General features: G+C 42.7%; 16 protein-coding genes. 5 read left to right on the forward strand and 11 right to left on the reverse strand.

The features are described 5' to 3' along the window. Position 1 precedes the first annotated feature (1 nt). Entirely contained in the window at positions 2 to 277 is a 276-nt protein-coding gene (locus QSJ46_RS00810) for a YutD family protein (RefSeq protein WP_039181199.1), read from the reverse strand. A gap of 120 nt (positions 278 to 397) precedes the next feature. On the opposite strand from QSJ46_RS00810, the gene QSJ46_RS00815 reads away from it, so the two are divergent. Next, a complete protein-coding gene (locus QSJ46_RS00815) occupies positions 398 to 1,033 on the forward strand; it encodes a YhcN/YlaJ family sporulation lipoprotein (protein WP_034659879.1) in 636 nt (211 codons plus the stop codon). A 39-nt stretch (positions 1,034 to 1,072) separates the two neighbouring features. Here the strand turns inward: QSJ46_RS00815 and lipA are convergent, their stop codons facing one another. Beyond that, positions 1,073 to 1,969, reverse strand: a complete 897-nt coding sequence (lipA, locus tag QSJ46_RS00820) for a lipoyl synthase (RefSeq protein WP_008360456.1) — start codon at positions 1,967 to 1,969, stop codon at positions 1,073 to 1,075. Positions 1,970 to 2,295: 326 nt separating this feature from the next. Here lipA and QSJ46_RS00825 point away from each other — a divergent pair, with 326 nt between their 5' ends. Further along, entirely contained in the window at positions 2,296 to 3,243 is a 948-nt protein-coding gene (locus QSJ46_RS00825) for a M23 family metallopeptidase (RefSeq protein WP_483298724.1), read from the forward strand. A 27-nt stretch (positions 3,244 to 3,270) separates the two neighbouring features. Here the strand turns inward: QSJ46_RS00825 and yunB are convergent, their stop codons facing one another. The 4 genes from yunB to QSJ46_RS00845 form a co-directional block, all read right to left on the reverse strand. After that, positions 3,271 to 4,041 (reverse strand): sporulation protein YunB, encoded by a 771-nt coding sequence (gene yunB, locus QSJ46_RS00830; RefSeq protein WP_285604145.1) that lies wholly within the window; start codon positions 4,039 to 4,041, stop codon positions 3,271 to 3,273. Positions 4,042 to 4,110: 69 nt separating this feature from the next. Continuing rightward, entirely contained in the window at positions 4,111 to 4,416 is a 306-nt protein-coding gene (locus QSJ46_RS00835) for a YunC family protein (RefSeq protein WP_024425980.1), read from the reverse strand. Between the two features lie 67 nt (positions 4,417 to 4,483). Continuing rightward, a complete protein-coding gene (locus QSJ46_RS00840; RefSeq protein WP_047202453.1) occupies positions 4,484 to 5,857 on the reverse strand; it encodes a bifunctional metallophosphatase/5'-nucleotidase in 1,374 nt (457 codons plus the stop codon). Between the two features lie 66 nt (positions 5,858 to 5,923). Further along, complete coding sequence (locus QSJ46_RS00845) at positions 5,924 to 6,775, reverse strand: DUF72 domain-containing protein (RefSeq protein WP_285604146.1); 852 nt, start codon at positions 6,773 to 6,775, stop codon at positions 5,924 to 5,926. 305 nt (positions 6,776 to 7,080) lie between these two features. Here QSJ46_RS00845 and QSJ46_RS00850 point away from each other — a divergent pair, with 305 nt between their 5' ends. Both QSJ46_RS00850 and QSJ46_RS00855 read left to right on the forward strand, forming a co-directional pair. Then, a complete protein-coding gene (locus tag QSJ46_RS00850) occupies positions 7,081 to 8,250 on the forward strand; it encodes a PucR family transcriptional regulator (RefSeq protein WP_224929434.1) in 1,170 nt (389 codons plus the stop codon). A 64-nt stretch (positions 8,251 to 8,314) separates the two neighbouring features. Next, entirely contained in the window at positions 8,315 to 9,472 is a 1,158-nt protein-coding gene (locus QSJ46_RS00855; RefSeq protein WP_047202450.1) for an oxalate decarboxylase family bicupin, read from the forward strand. A 65-nt stretch (positions 9,473 to 9,537) separates the two neighbouring features. Here the strand turns inward: QSJ46_RS00855 and QSJ46_RS00860 are convergent, their stop codons facing one another. From QSJ46_RS00860 to QSJ46_RS00870, 3 genes are all read right to left on the reverse strand, one after another. Further along, positions 9,538 to 10,266 carry an NPP1 family protein gene (locus tag QSJ46_RS00860; protein ID WP_039181218.1) on the reverse strand — a complete coding sequence of 243 codons (729 nt, stop codon included), beginning with the start codon at positions 10,264 to 10,266 and terminating at the stop codon, positions 9,538 to 9,540. Between the two features lie 290 nt (positions 10,267 to 10,556). Beyond that, complete coding sequence (locus tag QSJ46_RS00865) at positions 10,557 to 11,756, reverse strand: MFS transporter (RefSeq protein ID WP_107163099.1); 1,200 nt, start codon at positions 11,754 to 11,756, stop codon at positions 10,557 to 10,559. 156 nt (positions 11,757 to 11,912) lie between these two features. Then, a complete protein-coding gene (locus QSJ46_RS00870) occupies positions 11,913 to 13,148 on the reverse strand; it encodes a pyridoxal-phosphate-dependent aminotransferase family protein (protein ID WP_107163098.1) in 1,236 nt (411 codons plus the stop codon). Between the two features lie 171 nt (positions 13,149 to 13,319). Between QSJ46_RS00870 and QSJ46_RS00875 the strand changes: the two genes are divergently transcribed. Further along, positions 13,320 to 14,198, forward strand: coding sequence for an endonuclease I family protein (locus QSJ46_RS00875; RefSeq protein WP_285604147.1), 879 nt, complete (start codon positions 13,320 to 13,322; stop codon positions 14,196 to 14,198). A 144-nt stretch (positions 14,199 to 14,342) separates the two neighbouring features. Here QSJ46_RS00875 and QSJ46_RS00880 read toward each other — a convergent pair whose 3' ends face one another. Together QSJ46_RS00880 and QSJ46_RS00885 are read right to left on the reverse strand one after the other, a co-directional pair. Further along, complete coding sequence (locus tag QSJ46_RS00880; RefSeq protein ID WP_047202446.1) at positions 14,343 to 14,807, reverse strand: hypothetical protein; 465 nt, start codon at positions 14,805 to 14,807, stop codon at positions 14,343 to 14,345. Between the two features lie 37 nt (positions 14,808 to 14,844). Then, complete coding sequence (locus QSJ46_RS00885; protein WP_285604148.1) at positions 14,845 to 15,579, reverse strand: IucA/IucC family C-terminal-domain containing protein; 735 nt, start codon at positions 15,577 to 15,579, stop codon at positions 14,845 to 14,847. Positions 15,580 to 15,598: the final 19 nt, after the last annotated feature.

The following is a 15,598-nucleotide window of genomic DNA, read 5'->3' on the forward strand; positions in this document are numbered from 1 at the left end:
GTTATTTTCTGATTCGTTTTAAGACAAAATAGGCACAGCCAAAATTACAGTATTCATAAATGTATTCATCGAGTGTGCTGATTTTAGTATCAAATGTGGCCTTTTGGTTTTGGTCATCAAAGAACCCTTTCAGCCTGAGCTGATTATAGCCCCAGTCCCCCACAATATAATCATACTTATTTAAAATATCTGAGTACCTTGCTTTAAACGCTTCTTCATTAAAGCCGTCTTTGATATCTCTTACAAGATCAAAGGTAGCATTCTGAATGACGATCATCTTCTCACCTCTTTTTAAACGATCCATCTTTAATGATAATTCATTGGAAGAACTCCATCAATTGCTAAAGCATGTTTTTTCCGATTTAGCCGAAGCTAAAGGAAAAAGGAGGTCACATTTATGAAGAAACAACTGACAGCCGCGATTCTCCTCAGCATGCTTTTAGGCGGGTGCGGCTTTCAATCAGGTATGAACCGGCAAGTGGATGAAGATTCTTCAAGTAAAACCATCCGTCTGTCGGATCGTCATGAAGGAAATAATTCCAACATGCCAGAAGCAGACACAAACAGAGCAGGATATGTTCGTTATCAGCGCCAGCAAGTAACGGATCAGAAAGAAAGAACCCCTGCTTTAAATCGTGAGCATCTTGCCCACGTGATTACAAGTTTAACGGTGCAGCTGCCAAACATCAAAGATGCTGCGACACTTGTGACAGATGAGGATGCACTCATCGTGTATCGAACAGGAAACAAAAACCGTGATGAATCTGCCGATCAAGTAAAGAAAACGGCGGTTTCTGTTCTCCCTCGTTATTATCATGTATACGTCTCTGATAATCCAGAGCACTTTCAATCCATTGCCAATTTTTCACGTCTTCAAACCAATTCACGTGATTTTGACCAGATTTTAACCAAAACAATTCAGCAAATGAAGTACTCCCCTCAAGGTGGAGATATTTCAACGAAAGAAGATGCAAATGGGATGACGAATTCCGACCGTACGATGAGAAGAAACGCCCCTTATGGCCAAAATTAATATGAGAAAAAACGCCAGAGAGCTCTGGCGTTTTCTTTGTTATGCTTGCGCCTGACGCTTTTTAGACGCTTCGTTTACTTGTTCATCTGCATGGTAGGAAGAGCGCACAAGCGGCCCAGCTTCACAGTGGCTAAAGCCTTTTGACATCGCAATTTCCTTCAGCTCTGCAAACTCATCCGGATGATAGTATTTTTGAACTTTCAAATGCTTTTTCGAAGGTTGTAAGTACTGCCCAATCGCCATAATGTCCACGTTATTGGCAAGAAGATCATCCATGACTTCAATGATTTCTTCCTTCGTTTCACCGAGTCCAATCATAATGCTTGATTTTGTTGGAATGTCGGGCTGCATTTCTTTTGCACGACGCAAGAATTCTAATGAACGATCATATGTAGCACGCGCACGAACTCTTGGCGTTAATCTGCGAACTGTTTCAATGTTGTGATTTAAAATGTCAGGACGAGTGTCCATTAACGTCTTCAAGTTATCATAATTACCGCCCATGTCTGAAGGGAGAACTTCAATTGTCGTGAATGGGCTTTTTCTTCTAATCGCACGAACGGTTTCAGCGAACACACCTGCTCCGCCATCCTTTTGATCATCCCTTGCAACCGCTGTTATGACAGCATGCTTTAAGTTCATTAAGGCTACTGAATCTGCCACGCGTTCTGGCTCTTGCAGGTCAAGCTCAGTTGGAAGTCCAGTTTTCACCGCACAGAAACGGCATGCGCGCGTACAAACAGACCCAAGGATCATAAATGTAGCGGTTCTTCTCACTGCCCAGCATTCATGAATATTCGGACATTTTGCTTCCTCACAAACGGTATGCAGGTTGTTTTCCCGCATCATTTTCTTCAAACCGGTATAGTTTTCATTCGTATTCAGCTTAATTTTAAGCCAGTCCGGTTTTCTTACGTGCTCTTCCTTCTTTGCCAATTCCATCATCTCCATATGAATTCGTTAAAGGTGCATCTACAAAAATCTTCCTGCTATATACGATGGATGCAGCCAAGAAGCTGCAAAAAATTGAATCTTCGGCCTAAAGCCTTTTCTTTAGACACTTTAACATAGTACAGATTGAACAACAAGGGAATGAGCTGCAAAAATACCCAAAAGCCTCCTAAAAAAACAGAAGAAAATTACTAACATTTTCTTCTTATGAAATAGAGTGATCTAACCACACTAAACGGTAGAAGACGATGCTCGATGAAAGGAGATGGACGTTTGTGAAAGTGGTTTTAGCCATTATGATTGCTCTTTCAATGCTCCCTTTACCTGTTCATGCAGAAAGGACCGGCAAACAGTCAAATGAATTGAAGCAAAGAATGGCCCTATATGAAAAAGTCTCCATCACAACACAGGTTCCATGGTATGTACTTGCTGCAGTTGATCAGTATGAACACAATATTCGAAAAAGCAGAAGAGATTTACCGAAACAAAAAGGCGTCATTGGCATCTACATTCCCCGGGAAATGTGGATTGGACCAGAAAACCCGAATAAACAGGATACCTCTCCTTTAAGCATTAAAGTGTTTGACGGAATTGGGCTTGATGGGAATGGGGATGGCAAAGCGGACAGTGATGACGATGAGGATGTATTATTCACGTTTGCTCAATACTTGCTTCACTACGGCAGCAGCATTGATCAATTAAAAATTGGCTTATGGGACTATTATGGACGTGATCAAACCGTTGGAATCATTTCATCTTTTATGAAGCTATATAAGCACTACGGCCATCTTGATCTTGGAAAGCATGCTTTTCCTCTACCAGTTGGAGCTGACTACAGCTACCGAAGTACATGGGGAGATGCGAGAGGATTTGGAGGAAGAAGAATTCATGAGGGAACCGATTTATTTGCCCATTATGGACTTCCCGTTCGTGCGACATCGTATGGCGTGATTGAAATGAAAGGATGGAACCGCTTTGGCGGCTGGCGGATAGGCATTCGAGATATTCATAATCATTATCATTACTTCGCTCACTTAAATGGCTTTACGAAAGGACTTAAGACAGGTCAAATAGTTGAACCAGGTCAGGTGATTGGATCTGTCGGAAGCTCCGGTTACGGCCCTCCAGGCACCGCAGGAAAATTTCCGCCGCATCTTCACTATGGCATGTACAAAGACAACGGTAGAACGGAATGGTCATTTGACCCATACCCTCATTTGAGGGCGTGGGAAAGAGCTGAACGGAAACGAAAATCGTAAAAAAACAGCCCAATCATTGTTGGGCTGTTATTCCTTTTTCTCCTTTTTCTCTGGGAGAACAATTGGTGGAGCACCTGAATTTGTTCCGCTGCCATTATAATAATCTGGTACGTCTCCTTGAACGGCTTTTATGGAGACAGGAACAGAGTTTTTAACTACGATTGTTTCAGAAGCAAATGGGATAATGACTCTTACCTTAACCTCGATCAGAACACTAATATCAATCAAGGCATTGTTGATGCCATAAGGCTTAATGTTTTTCTCAACGTCCGTATGCGGATCACCAATCACACTAAACCGTACAGGCACTTTGGGGCCAAGGTTGGCGATGAGTGCATTTCCGGATGCTTGCCCGAGCGGAATGTTATATATAATGCCGTCATGTCCATCTGTTTGATCCTTTAACGCTTCTTTTGCCTCTTTTTGAAAGTTCCCCTTTTCAATGTCCTCTAAATTTTTCTGAAGATGACGTGATAGGTCAGCCATGGCTTTCGATGTTGCTTGCGCATTAAAATCGATGGTCGTCACTTTTCCGTTCTCACTTGTATTCATGACCACCATATCCTTCATATTCTCCTGATCGTCTGCAAAGTCTTGTACTGAATATTGTATGAGGTGATTGGCGATGCGCTCTGTTTCTAGTTCAGCAATGTGAATAAGGGTTGGTTTAATTGATCGGTTGATAAAAAATAAACTAATCACGGTTGAGAGCACAAAGAACACGATGGCAAGCAGCATGACGTAACGAAATGGCAAAGGGCCCTTTTTGTAGGGGCGATAACGGCGGTTCATTCTCAATAAAAAATCCCCCCTTCTCCATTACATGTGTATGCAGACAGGCGGGGGGATAGGAATCATCTCTCTATTTTATTTCACCATTTTTAATAATGCATCTCTTCCAATTGTTCCAGCAGAGATACCCAGTGCTTCTGCGGCGTATGTCACAGATTCTAAAGGAGCATCGAGCAATTGCTCAATGGTTCTTACCCCAACTGCTCTTCCTGCAATAATTCCTCTATCTGCAAGCTTTTCATTCAAGAGCCCGACATCAAGTGCACCGCACATGATATACCCGTGTTCATTTGTTACTGCCATGAAATTTGTCTTCGGCAGTTTGACGGTGACCGCTGTAAAGGAATGGCCATCAATTGTAATAGGTGTTAAATTCACCAAATCCCTTCACTCCTCTCATCACAATCTATGTGAAAAGAGGGCGCATGTTGTTAGGCTGAAGCGGATTTCATGTTGCTTCCTTCAAGCGCCATGTCAGAACATCACGTAAAAATTCAGGCATAAAATATTCAATGTGTTCGTGATCACGGATATGAGGAAAAAGAGACCCTAATGTATACATATCGACTGTGCCAACTGAATAGGAGGCGTCGTTTTTGATCAATTGACCATGTACAAAGACATCCTTCACCCGTTTGGCCTCGCCTTCTTCTAATGTATAGCTGAGGCCGCTATATAGCATTTTCCCCATCAGCTCACCTCTAAAGCCGAAGCCTTTAATGCGCAGCTGTTCCATTTTTTCTTCACAGCCCCGCTGAACCGTTTCGATGAGCTGTTGACCGGTAAGCGTCACCCGAATGGGATTAATGGGATGCGGACATATCCGGTGGATTTCTTCTCTTGTGACAATTCCTGCCTCTAATGACTCAAGCACCATACCTGCATTCATCATGCCAATATCCGCTCCGCACCAATCTTTAATAGCATCTGTTAAGAGCTGCGGAAGCGGAGATTCATCGAACCACTTCGTTTCTAGCTTCGATTCAATCGTTGTGACTTTTTCCTGCATGAGTGCTTTGGCTCTTCTTTCTGCCTGCTGTAAGGTGGTGATAGCTTCGTTTGATTCACTGCTGAGCTGATCCACCGACTGCACTGTCGCCTTTTTCTCTATCAGCTCTTTGCGCGCTGTATCGATTGTCAGCTCGACGCAGCCAATATAATGCCCATACTTTTCAGCGCATGCAAGAAGCACCCCATTGTCCATTTCGCCCTGTTCTAACAGATGATGCGTGTGTGATCCTAGGATGACGTCGATTTCAGGGAAATCACGAGCGACCTCTCGATCATGGATAATACCGAGATGGGATAAGAGCACAATGACATCTGCCTGCCCCTTCACTTCCTGCAGCATGTCCCGTATGCTGTCAAATGGATCAGTAATGTTCCAGCCCAGCTTTTCATAAACAGGTGTATACGCAATAGTCACGCCTAAGAGACATATTCTCAGTCCGTTTTCCATTGTAATCATATGATAGGGCTTTGCCCATGATGGCCTTTTGCCTTTCTCAAATAGATTAGACAGGACCACAGGAAATTGTGCATTCTCATATAGGTGATCCAGCTGATCATGAGGCAGCGTAATGCCTTCATTATTCCCGATCGTGACTCCATCATAGCCAAGCTGATTGAGGAGCTTGACATTTACCTTTCCATAATCAGCTTCGGATACGAGGTTCACTCGATCCATATGGTCGCCAATATCAAACAAGAGCATCTGATCGTGAACTTGACGCTTTTCTTCAATATAAGCTGCAATTTTTGGCCAGTTCTCAAAATGGCTGTGCAAGTCGTTTGTATGATATAACCATAGCTTCTGCAGCATGTTGATCTCTCCCTCAAGTTGTCACTGACCGTCTCATTCAGGTTGAAAGCTTCAGTCAGCTCTCGGTTAACTAAATAAATCTAACTGCTTCGGAGACAGGCTTGAATACGTGATATCCAGCAAATCAATCATCTGCTGGCCATTTGCCGCTGCATCTCCACCGGAGTTATTATTAAACACGACATAGACATCTTTCGATTGCTGATGCAAGATGTCGAGATTCTTTTTCCACTCTTTTAATTCAGCTTCATTATATAAATATAAGTATCTCACTTCACGCCAATTCTCATGGTCTGCCGGGTGAAGCCAGCCCTGTTTATTCCTCCCGTGAAATCGGACCAATGTTTTATCACGGTGTGTAGCTTGTATGACTGGCGGAATGGAGCCTTCTCCGACTTGCGGTTCATCACAGACAGAATGAATCCATCCTTCCTTTTCCATAAAGGACAAAGTCTGCTCATAAAATTCCTCTGAAAACCATGTACAGTTTCGGAATTCGAGAGCACAAGGAATATCACCCATCTTCTCCTTACACCATCTTAAATAGTGAACGTGCTCTTTTTTGCAATCAAACCAAGGTGGAAATTGAAAGAGCACCATGGCGAGTTTCCCTTCACGAATGAGCGGAGTCAGCGAAAGAATAAATGCATCAAACATGTCCTCCTTCGAAGCAAACGGAATCTCGCCCCTTTGATGTCCAGTCATTCCTTGGTATGCTTTCACAACAAATTGAAAGTCATCCGGAGTATCCTTTATCCACTTTTCATGATTACGCTCAGGCTGAACCGCATAAAAGCTGGCATCTAGTTCCACAATGGGAAACGTTGATGCGTAGTGAAACAGCTTTTGCGTGCTGCCAATTTTCGGCGGATAAAGACTGTCATGATCTCCCCAGCCAGTTAATCCGATATAAATCATGTTTCTCACCTCTTGCCACTCTCATGTATAAACGGCTTCCTCACATCAAAGCCTTTGTTCCTTGTGATCCCCATATTTCTGAAAGAAATTCTTCTGTCTACAACATATCATATTTGCTCGTAATTCTGAATGAAGATGACTGGCGACACGTGATTTTGTCCTGACGCTCTGTTTGTTTGTCATATTAATTAACAACTTTCTATCTAAAATGATTTTAGCTGATAACATAAAATGCATATCAGAGATGTTGACAGCAATTGTCCATTTTTTTATTCATCTTCACCAATAAAGGAGATTGAGTGGATATGAACATAGACGATAACCAGTTTGACATATTACAAAAAATCGCCAGAAATATTCACAAGCCTGTCTATTTGTTTAACCAGTATGGACGTATACTGTATACCTCGCACTCCATGATGACGAGCCCAGAATGGATGCACATTCTCCCCTTTTTTCGAAGCAGGACAACTCATTCTTTTTCGATGATACATGCTAAACAAACCTTTTCCATCTTTCCGATTGATTTAAACGAACAAACATGTGATTACCTGGTTATCCTTTCTTTCATTCACCCGCAGAATAAAGCATTGCATGGGATGATTGTAAAAGCAGTGAACGAAATATCGATTGCTCGTATGAGACAATATGCCGCCCTGCAAATGGCCAAGCGAGCTAGAAATGAGGGTTTTCGCAGATGGATAGAGAGGGCATCGTTTTCCCAGCAAGATCATTTACATTTCGCTCAATCGTTTGGATTAAGCGCCGAATGTCGCTATCTATGTATGATCTGTCAGCTTGACCAGCGCAGTGATACCACATGTTTTATGAAGCAGCAAATGGTTTTAGATCAAGTGATTGATCTGCTCGAAAGTGCACTTCCAAGTTGCCCATTTCCTGCCTTTCTGTTTGTCAAAGGTGATATGGGTGTTGTATTGATGGAGGAGAATGGCAGTTTGCCTGAGGTTAGCGGCAGTCTCAGCTCTTTTTTAAAACAATTGCAGAAGCTTGTTAAACTGCAAGTGAATCACACCATCTCATTTGGGGTGAGTTTGACCGCCTGCCTAATCCCCCATCTGTCTGAGGGCTACAATGAAGCATTAGAGGCTCTTCAAACCGGACATCTCTCATCGCGGACTGAATATATTCAATTTTATCAGGCGAAGGATGTACCAGATTTACTAAAGCTCATTCCAATAAAGGATATGATCACTTTTCACCAGCTGCACCTACACCCGTTATCTGAACCATCACAAGCAGACCAAAGCCTTCTTCACACCTTATCTGTCTATTTAGAAACCCATTGCCACATTTCAGAAACAGCCAAACGATTGTCGATTCATCGCAACACAGTCATTTATCGCCTTGAGAAGTGTGAAGAATTGCTTCGAATCAGCTTAAAAGATCCTGACGCAACATTGCGGCTGCGCTTAGCCTTCCGTATTCAAAGGTTTCTCACATCCCATCCTGATTGAATTTTTTCTTCCGAAGCTTCATATAGTTTGGAAGAGAAAAATGAGTCTCGAGGAGGGATGACAAATGGATGATGAGCTCCGTCACATCCCGCAGCCCATTCGAAAGGATGGCGCGGGTGCCACCGACTTAGGCCCGCGTGATGTCCTTCGAGATATAGAGAACCCAGATATGCTCGTTCCCCCTAAAACCGATGCCGGAACAATTCCTAATTTAAAATTTTCATTTTCTGATACACACATGCATTTGAATCACGGCGGCTGGTCGAGGGAAATTACGAAGCGGGAGCTGCCTGTTTCAACAACGATTGCAGGTGTCAACATGCGGCTCACACGCGGAGGTATTCGTGAGCTTCATTGGCATAAACAGGCGGAATGGGCGTATATGATTTTAGGCAAAGCCCGCATCACATCTGTAGATGCAGAAGGGCGAAATATGATCGCTGATATAGAAGAAGGCGATTTGTGGTATTTTCCACCTGGTATCCCGCACTCCATCCAAGGACTTGAGGATGGATGTGAGTTCCTTCTTGTATTTGATGATGGCGATTTTTCTGAATTTGATACATTCACGATCACAGACTGGTTTGCCCATACACCAAAAGAGATTCTATCCGCCAATTTTGGTGTTCCTAAGAAATTGTTTGACCGTATTCCGAATAAGCAGCGCTATATGTTTCAAGGCTCACCGCCGGCATCTTTAGAAAGCCAAATGGTATCTGATCCATACGGGAGCATTAAGCCGCCATTTACGCACCAGCTTCTTCGTCAAAAGCCGCTAACGACCTCAGGCGGAACCGTCCGAATTGTCGACTCACAGAATTTCCCGATTTCAAAAACGATTGCGGCTGCACTTGTCGAAGTAAAACCTGGCGGCATGAGAGAAATGCACTGGCACCCTAATAATGATGAGTGGCAATACTATTTAACCGGCACGGCCAAAATGACGGTCTTTGGAGCAGGAGGTACTGCCCGCACCTTTAATTACAGAGCAGGTGATGTTGGATATGTTCCTTTTGGTATGGGGCATTACATCCAAAATATCGGCCAAACGAGCCTTTGGTTTTTAGAAATTTTTAAAAGTGACCGGTTTGCAGATATTTCGTTGAATCAGTGGATGGCCTTAACCCCGCCTCAATTAGTGAAAGAGCATTTACACGTAGATGATGCGATGATTCGTGCGCTTCATAAAGAAAAATCACCTGTCGTGAAATATGAGAGATGATGCGATTTTATTGATAAAAAAACCGATCATTTTTTAGATGATCGGTTTTTTATCATGGTTAACTCTTAACGATACCAAGCTTTTGCTAAATTGTTTTTAAAGTTACTGTCCTTGAATGGTACGTTGGCACTACCAAAGTCTGTTGTATTCAATGCATGTCTTGCTGCCGGCGTTAGATCATCCCAGCCAATTAAAGGCTGCATCCCTTTACCGCTCACATTGCCGCTTACATCCAGCTCGTGGTTCAATGGCCAGTTGCTATCATAACCAACCAAAGGATTTGTTCCTAAAATACTTGCGGCACTCGGTGCTGCTTTCTTATATTGCCCATGACCTGAGTAAGCAATCGATTGAACACGCGGGCTGGCTACAGCTGGGTTGTCAATCCAAACGACAATGGATTCCCAGTCATGACGATGACCAAAGCCCGGTGAAGGATTATCTTTTGGGAAATACCAAGCATACATAATTGCCCAGCTGCCATTGTACCAATCTGAACGTGAATATACTTGACCGATATTACTGCTGCATCCACCATTATGTGAACCGCTCGTTTTTAACCCTCTGCTTGTGTTTCCAGCAGCATCTACAGCTGGGAATGGTACACATCCATGCCATACTTTCAAATAAGGCTGAAATTTTTTCGCCGCTTTTTGTGTAACAGTTGTTGGATTGACTTCTCTAAAACCAACTACCTTGTCATGATCAATTTCTGCCGCATGAACTGCTGATGGCACTGCTGTACTAAACATGGTGACGATAAAAAATATAATGGCAAACATAAACTTCTTCATTTTCTATCCCCTTTTCTCTTGATTATCTCAGTTACCTCATGCTGTCGAGATTGATGTTACCATTGCGGAAAAAACCAATCAATCACTTTTTACACAAAATGTATATTTTAGTATTTTATTAACAAGTTTTTATTGATCTCAAAGACCTAAATCTATGGATTTCATCTCAGTAAAAGGTGTAAATATTGATAAACTATACTATTCATTTAGATAAAATATAAAACATATACTATTTCTAATTAGAATTTTTCTAAATGTATTTCATTCAATAAAAAAAGATTGTAGATCAACTACAATCTTCCTTGCGCTACATGAGTATGCTGCACTTTTTTCCCCCACACGATGGATGCAGCGAAACTGACGCAAAGCACCAGTGTTCCAAACATAAAAGGAAACTCAATATTCACATCAAATAATATACCCGCAAGACTTGGTCCGACGATATTGGCAAGGCTCATAAAGGATGTATTGAGACCGCCTGCCACCCCTTGCTGATTGCCTGCCATCTTGGACAGCAATGTATTGAGGGCTGGACGGACAAATGACGTAGCCGATAAAAATAAAATCGAACCTGTAAAGATCAACCAAAAGGACGGCGCAAAACGGCAGGCGATCAGCATGAAAGCCGCACCTAACAGCGCATAACGCACGACTCTCATCTCTCCAAATCGTTTCACACAGGCATTCACTAACGCACCTTGGACAAGCACTCCAGCGAGACCCGCAACCGTAATCACAAAGGCAATATCTTTCGGTGAAAATCCGTGTTTTTGGTCTACATATAAGCCGAAAATCGATTCAAAGTGAATGATCCCGAAATTGAGGACAAAGGCCAATATAAACAAAAAGCCGTACGATGTCTTTAGAGCTTGGGTCATTTGTACAAAAGGATTGAAATGAATGTCCTTGTTGAGCCGCGCCTCTTCCTGCTTTTCCTTTGTTAAAGTTTCAGGTAAGAATAGGATGGATAACAAAGTAGAAAGGGCGGCAAAGGAACCGGCAATGAGAAATGGAAAAGCGATCCCGTACTCAACCAAATAGCCGCCTACGCCCGGCCCAATGACAAAACCTAGTGTCATCGCTGCACTGAATAGACCCATTCCTTTCCCTCGGTCCTTTTCACTTGTGATATCAGCGATGTATGCAAACATGGCCGGCATGAGCAAAGCCCCGGCAGCACCGCCTAAAAAGCGAGACACAAACAGCATCCAAAGCTGATCAGCAAAAGCAAAAATAAACTGAGCAATCGTAAAGCCGGCAATCCCGGCAATGATCAATTTCCTTCGTCCAAACCGATCGGTCAGTGCGCCGGCGATCGGCGATAACGCGAATTGTGTGAGGCCTGTTGCAGCGACAAGAAAACCGAGTGTTTTTCCTGTTGCGCCAAAGGCTTCGATGTAACTCGGCATAACAGGTACAATGAGGCCAAAGCCAAGCATGGCAATAAAAATATTGAGCATCAAAATGTATAATCTGCCCATCTTCTTCATACAAAAAACCTCTTTCTGCAAAATAAATGAAAATGATGACAAAAAGGATGAGAACTTCTCCAGTATAGCGATAACCTTATCTATAAGTCTAGTTTTTCAAAAATTAGCGTTCTTTTCCAAATAAAAAAATACCCGCCAGTGGCGAGTATGATGTATCTATTCAGCTTGTTCATAGATAGAAAGAGCCGCCTGAAGCCCTGCTCCGCAATGGATAGACGCACCGTGTTTGATGAGGATCGCTTCCAGACCCGCTAACACAAACAACACATTTTCCTTTCGGCAGCTGTAGCCCATTGTCCCAATTCTCCATATACGGCCGGCAAGCGGTCCAAAGGAGCTTGCAATCTCAATTCCAAAATGATGGAGCAGGTCGGCACGGACCGCTTCTCCGTCAATACCGCTTGGAATGACAACACAGGTCACAACCGGCATTTTACAATCTGGATCACCAAACAATTCAAGCCCCATCGCTTCAAGACCTTTCATCAAGGCTTTTTCATGACACGCGTGTCTTTGAAAACGTTCAGACAGCCCTTCTTCCAGCACAAGACGAACCCCTTCTCGCAGTGCATAGAGCATCGTTGTCGCTTCTGTATGATGATTTAATCTTCTTGGGCTCCAATAATCCTGAAGCTGGCTTAAATCAAAATAATTGCTTTTGATTGGAGAAATATCGATCTGTTTTTGTAATTCATCCTGTGTCGCAATCCCTTTTTCTACTTTCTTCCTCGATTCAATGACAGCTGCGACTCGGTCATTATATGTAATAGGTGACATGCCTGATGGAACAGATAAACATTTCTGCGTGCCGCCAATCGCCGCATCAATTTTCCATTCGTCCACTTTTACCTCGACACCGCCAATGGTCGCCACAGCGTCTACAATGAACAGCGCATCAAGAGCCCGGCATGCTTCACCAATTTGCTTGAGCGGCTGCAATCGTCCGGTGGATGTTTCACCATGAACCATGGCAACGATTTTAGGCTTGACCTGCTTTATTTCTTGGATGATGTCGGCAGGATCAAAAACCGTCCCCCATTCACATTCCATTGTATGTACCTCAGCACCGTAGCGCTGTCCTATTTCAATGAGCAGGTGACCGAAGCGGCCAAAGACAGGCACAAGCATTGAATCTCCCGGCTCAATCACACTGGCGAGCACAGCTTCAAGCCCTGAACGGGACGTACCGTCAATTGGATAAGCCCATTTGTTTTCTGTTTGAAAAAGTGATCGCAATAAGGTCATTGTTTCGTTCATTATGTGTGTAAATGCTGGATCAAATTGACCGAGAATAGGGGTGCTCATCACACGGAGCACTCTCGGGTCTACTTCTACGGGCCCCGGTGTCATTATCGTTCTCGAAGGTGTTTGCAGTTCTTTCACGTTATCCATCCTCTCCCTTGCTGTCCATCCTTATAAGCCCACTTATACAGGAATGCTCCTAAAATAGCAATCTCTTTTCCTACGAACTCATTACATAAAATTTACGAGAAATCCATTTATTTCTTCATGACAATATGATAGAAATAAAGAGAATACATTCCCTATCAAGGAGGAAATCGGATGAAAAAAACTTTATTTGGAGCTGTGGCCGCCGGAATCATGATATTCGGCACATTCGCCGCCCCTCTGCCTTCAGCTGCAAACGCTCAAGGTTTCAATCTGAATGAACCTAGTCAAACGATCACCTTTTCCCCGTTACAGCTTCAAAACGAAACATCTGCACAACAAACGCAAACTGCCGCCACAAGTCAAATCGATTCCTATTACCAATCTGCTGCTGGCAAATCAGGACCCGCTCTTAAAAAAGCTTTACACGATATCATTGATGATCATACGCAGCTATCCTACAGCCAGGTTTGGGATGCATTAAAGAAAACAGATGAAGACCCCAATAACCCAAACAATGTGCTGCTGCTTTATAGTGGTGCCTCTCGCTCAAAGCAAGCGAATGGCGGGAATGTCGGCCAGTGGAACAGAGAGCATGTCTGGGCCAAGTCTCATGGCAATTTTGGGACAAGCCAGGGGCCTGGGACAGATCTCCACCACCTTCGTGCGACAGATGTGCAAACGAACAGCACACGTGGAAATTTAGATTTTGATACAGGCGGTTATGAATACAAAGGGGCGCCGGGCAATTTCTACGACAGCGACTCCTTCGAACCTCACAGCCGGGTCAAAGGAGATGTTGCGAGAATGCTCTTTTATATGGCGGTTCGCTACGAAGGTGATGACCGCTTTCCAGATTTAGAATTAAACGACAAAGTGAATAATGGAAGCTCGCCTCTTCACGGCAAAATGTCTGTGCTTCTCAAATGGCACAAGCAGGACCCAGTCGATCAAATCGAACGGAACCGCAATAAGATCATATATCAAACGTATCAGCACAACCGCAATCCTTTTATTGATCATCCTGAATGGGCAAGTGGGATTTGGGAATAAAAAGAGGCACTGCTTGCTCATAGCAGTGCCTTTCTTAATAAAATGACTATTTACAGTGAAAACGGCTTCTTTATCAATTAACAATCCCTTTCCACAGTTTGGGTTTAATCCTATATAATTTAAAAAAACATAAAGACACTATATTTAAAATCCCTCAAACTTGCTAATAATTATTCTCTCTAAATTGCTTTCTAAGTAGAAAAACTCTAATTTGATATCATGCTTAGAATCCTTATAACCTATAATTTTATAACCCTGATCATCCACTCTATGATAGGCATTTTCACCAAAATAATCATAAATATTTTTTTCAGTTGAATTAATATTTATTGTACTGTTTATATAACTTTGATTATTTTCTAAGGAGATTGCCACTATTTCTTTTCTATTATTCACTTTAAAATAATTTGAATTTGAAGTTTTAATCCACTCATTTTCACTATAGTTTCTCTTTTTTAAACCCAACTCCAATTGTCCTACCTTTAATTCAGTAAGATTTGTGTTTTTTACTGTAAGAAAAGAAATTTGGTTTTTAAGTGGTTGAATAAAGAACAACAAGCCAATGATTATTGTAATAATAAAAATGATAAATATTATAATTTTTTTCATATTAGTTCCTTCCATATAAACTAATAAAAAAACACCTTTAGCATAAGGTGTTTTTTTTTATCGGACAAACAAGACAATAATCAAGACTCTCTGATTTTTTCTCAAGCTTATAATACATACAGCAGGTTTTCCGGTTGGATGTTTCAAGTAAGCTGTCGTCTAGGTTTAAACTGTGCTGAAATGGATTTTGCTGAGCTCCAAATACTTCACCAGCCACCTGCTTCAGGTACAGATAATCCTCCCGCACGCGCTGCTTCACCGCAGGTTCTTCCGCTTCCCGCATCATGCTTCGATAAAGAGAGTTGATTCGAACGGCTACATTTTCCCATAAAATACGAGAAGAGAGTTTTGATGAGCGGTTCAGTACGTCTAAAAGAGGCGTGACACACTCCGTAAACAGCGCACGTACGACCTTCTCTCTCCACTCATGCCGATCTCCTTCTAGTGGAACAAACGAACACGCCGCCTCATCCACTTCAATTTTCCGATCCTCTCTAAATGCACATGCTGCTGGTGGAAACTGATAGATACCGTCATACAGCGTCATCAAATATAGAGAGGAACTGACGGCTAAATAGGCATACCGCTTTGAAAACATAGAAGCTGCTACCGCAAGATTGGGTGCATGCATCGCTTCCTTTTCAGCTTCTAATAAACGTATGACGGCTGCTTCTGAAAAAAGCGCAGCAAGTGTGCGATCAGATGTCATTGGTCCATTTGTGATGTGTACCCCGAAATCAAGTAATTCTCTCTCAACCCACTCTGGCCTCATATCAAAACCCCCATCTTCT

It is taken from the genome of Bacillus sp. YKCMOAS1 (assembly GCF_030268125.1).
Taxonomy (GTDB): domain Bacteria; phylum Bacillota; class Bacilli; order Bacillales; family Bacillaceae; genus Bacillus; species Bacillus safensis.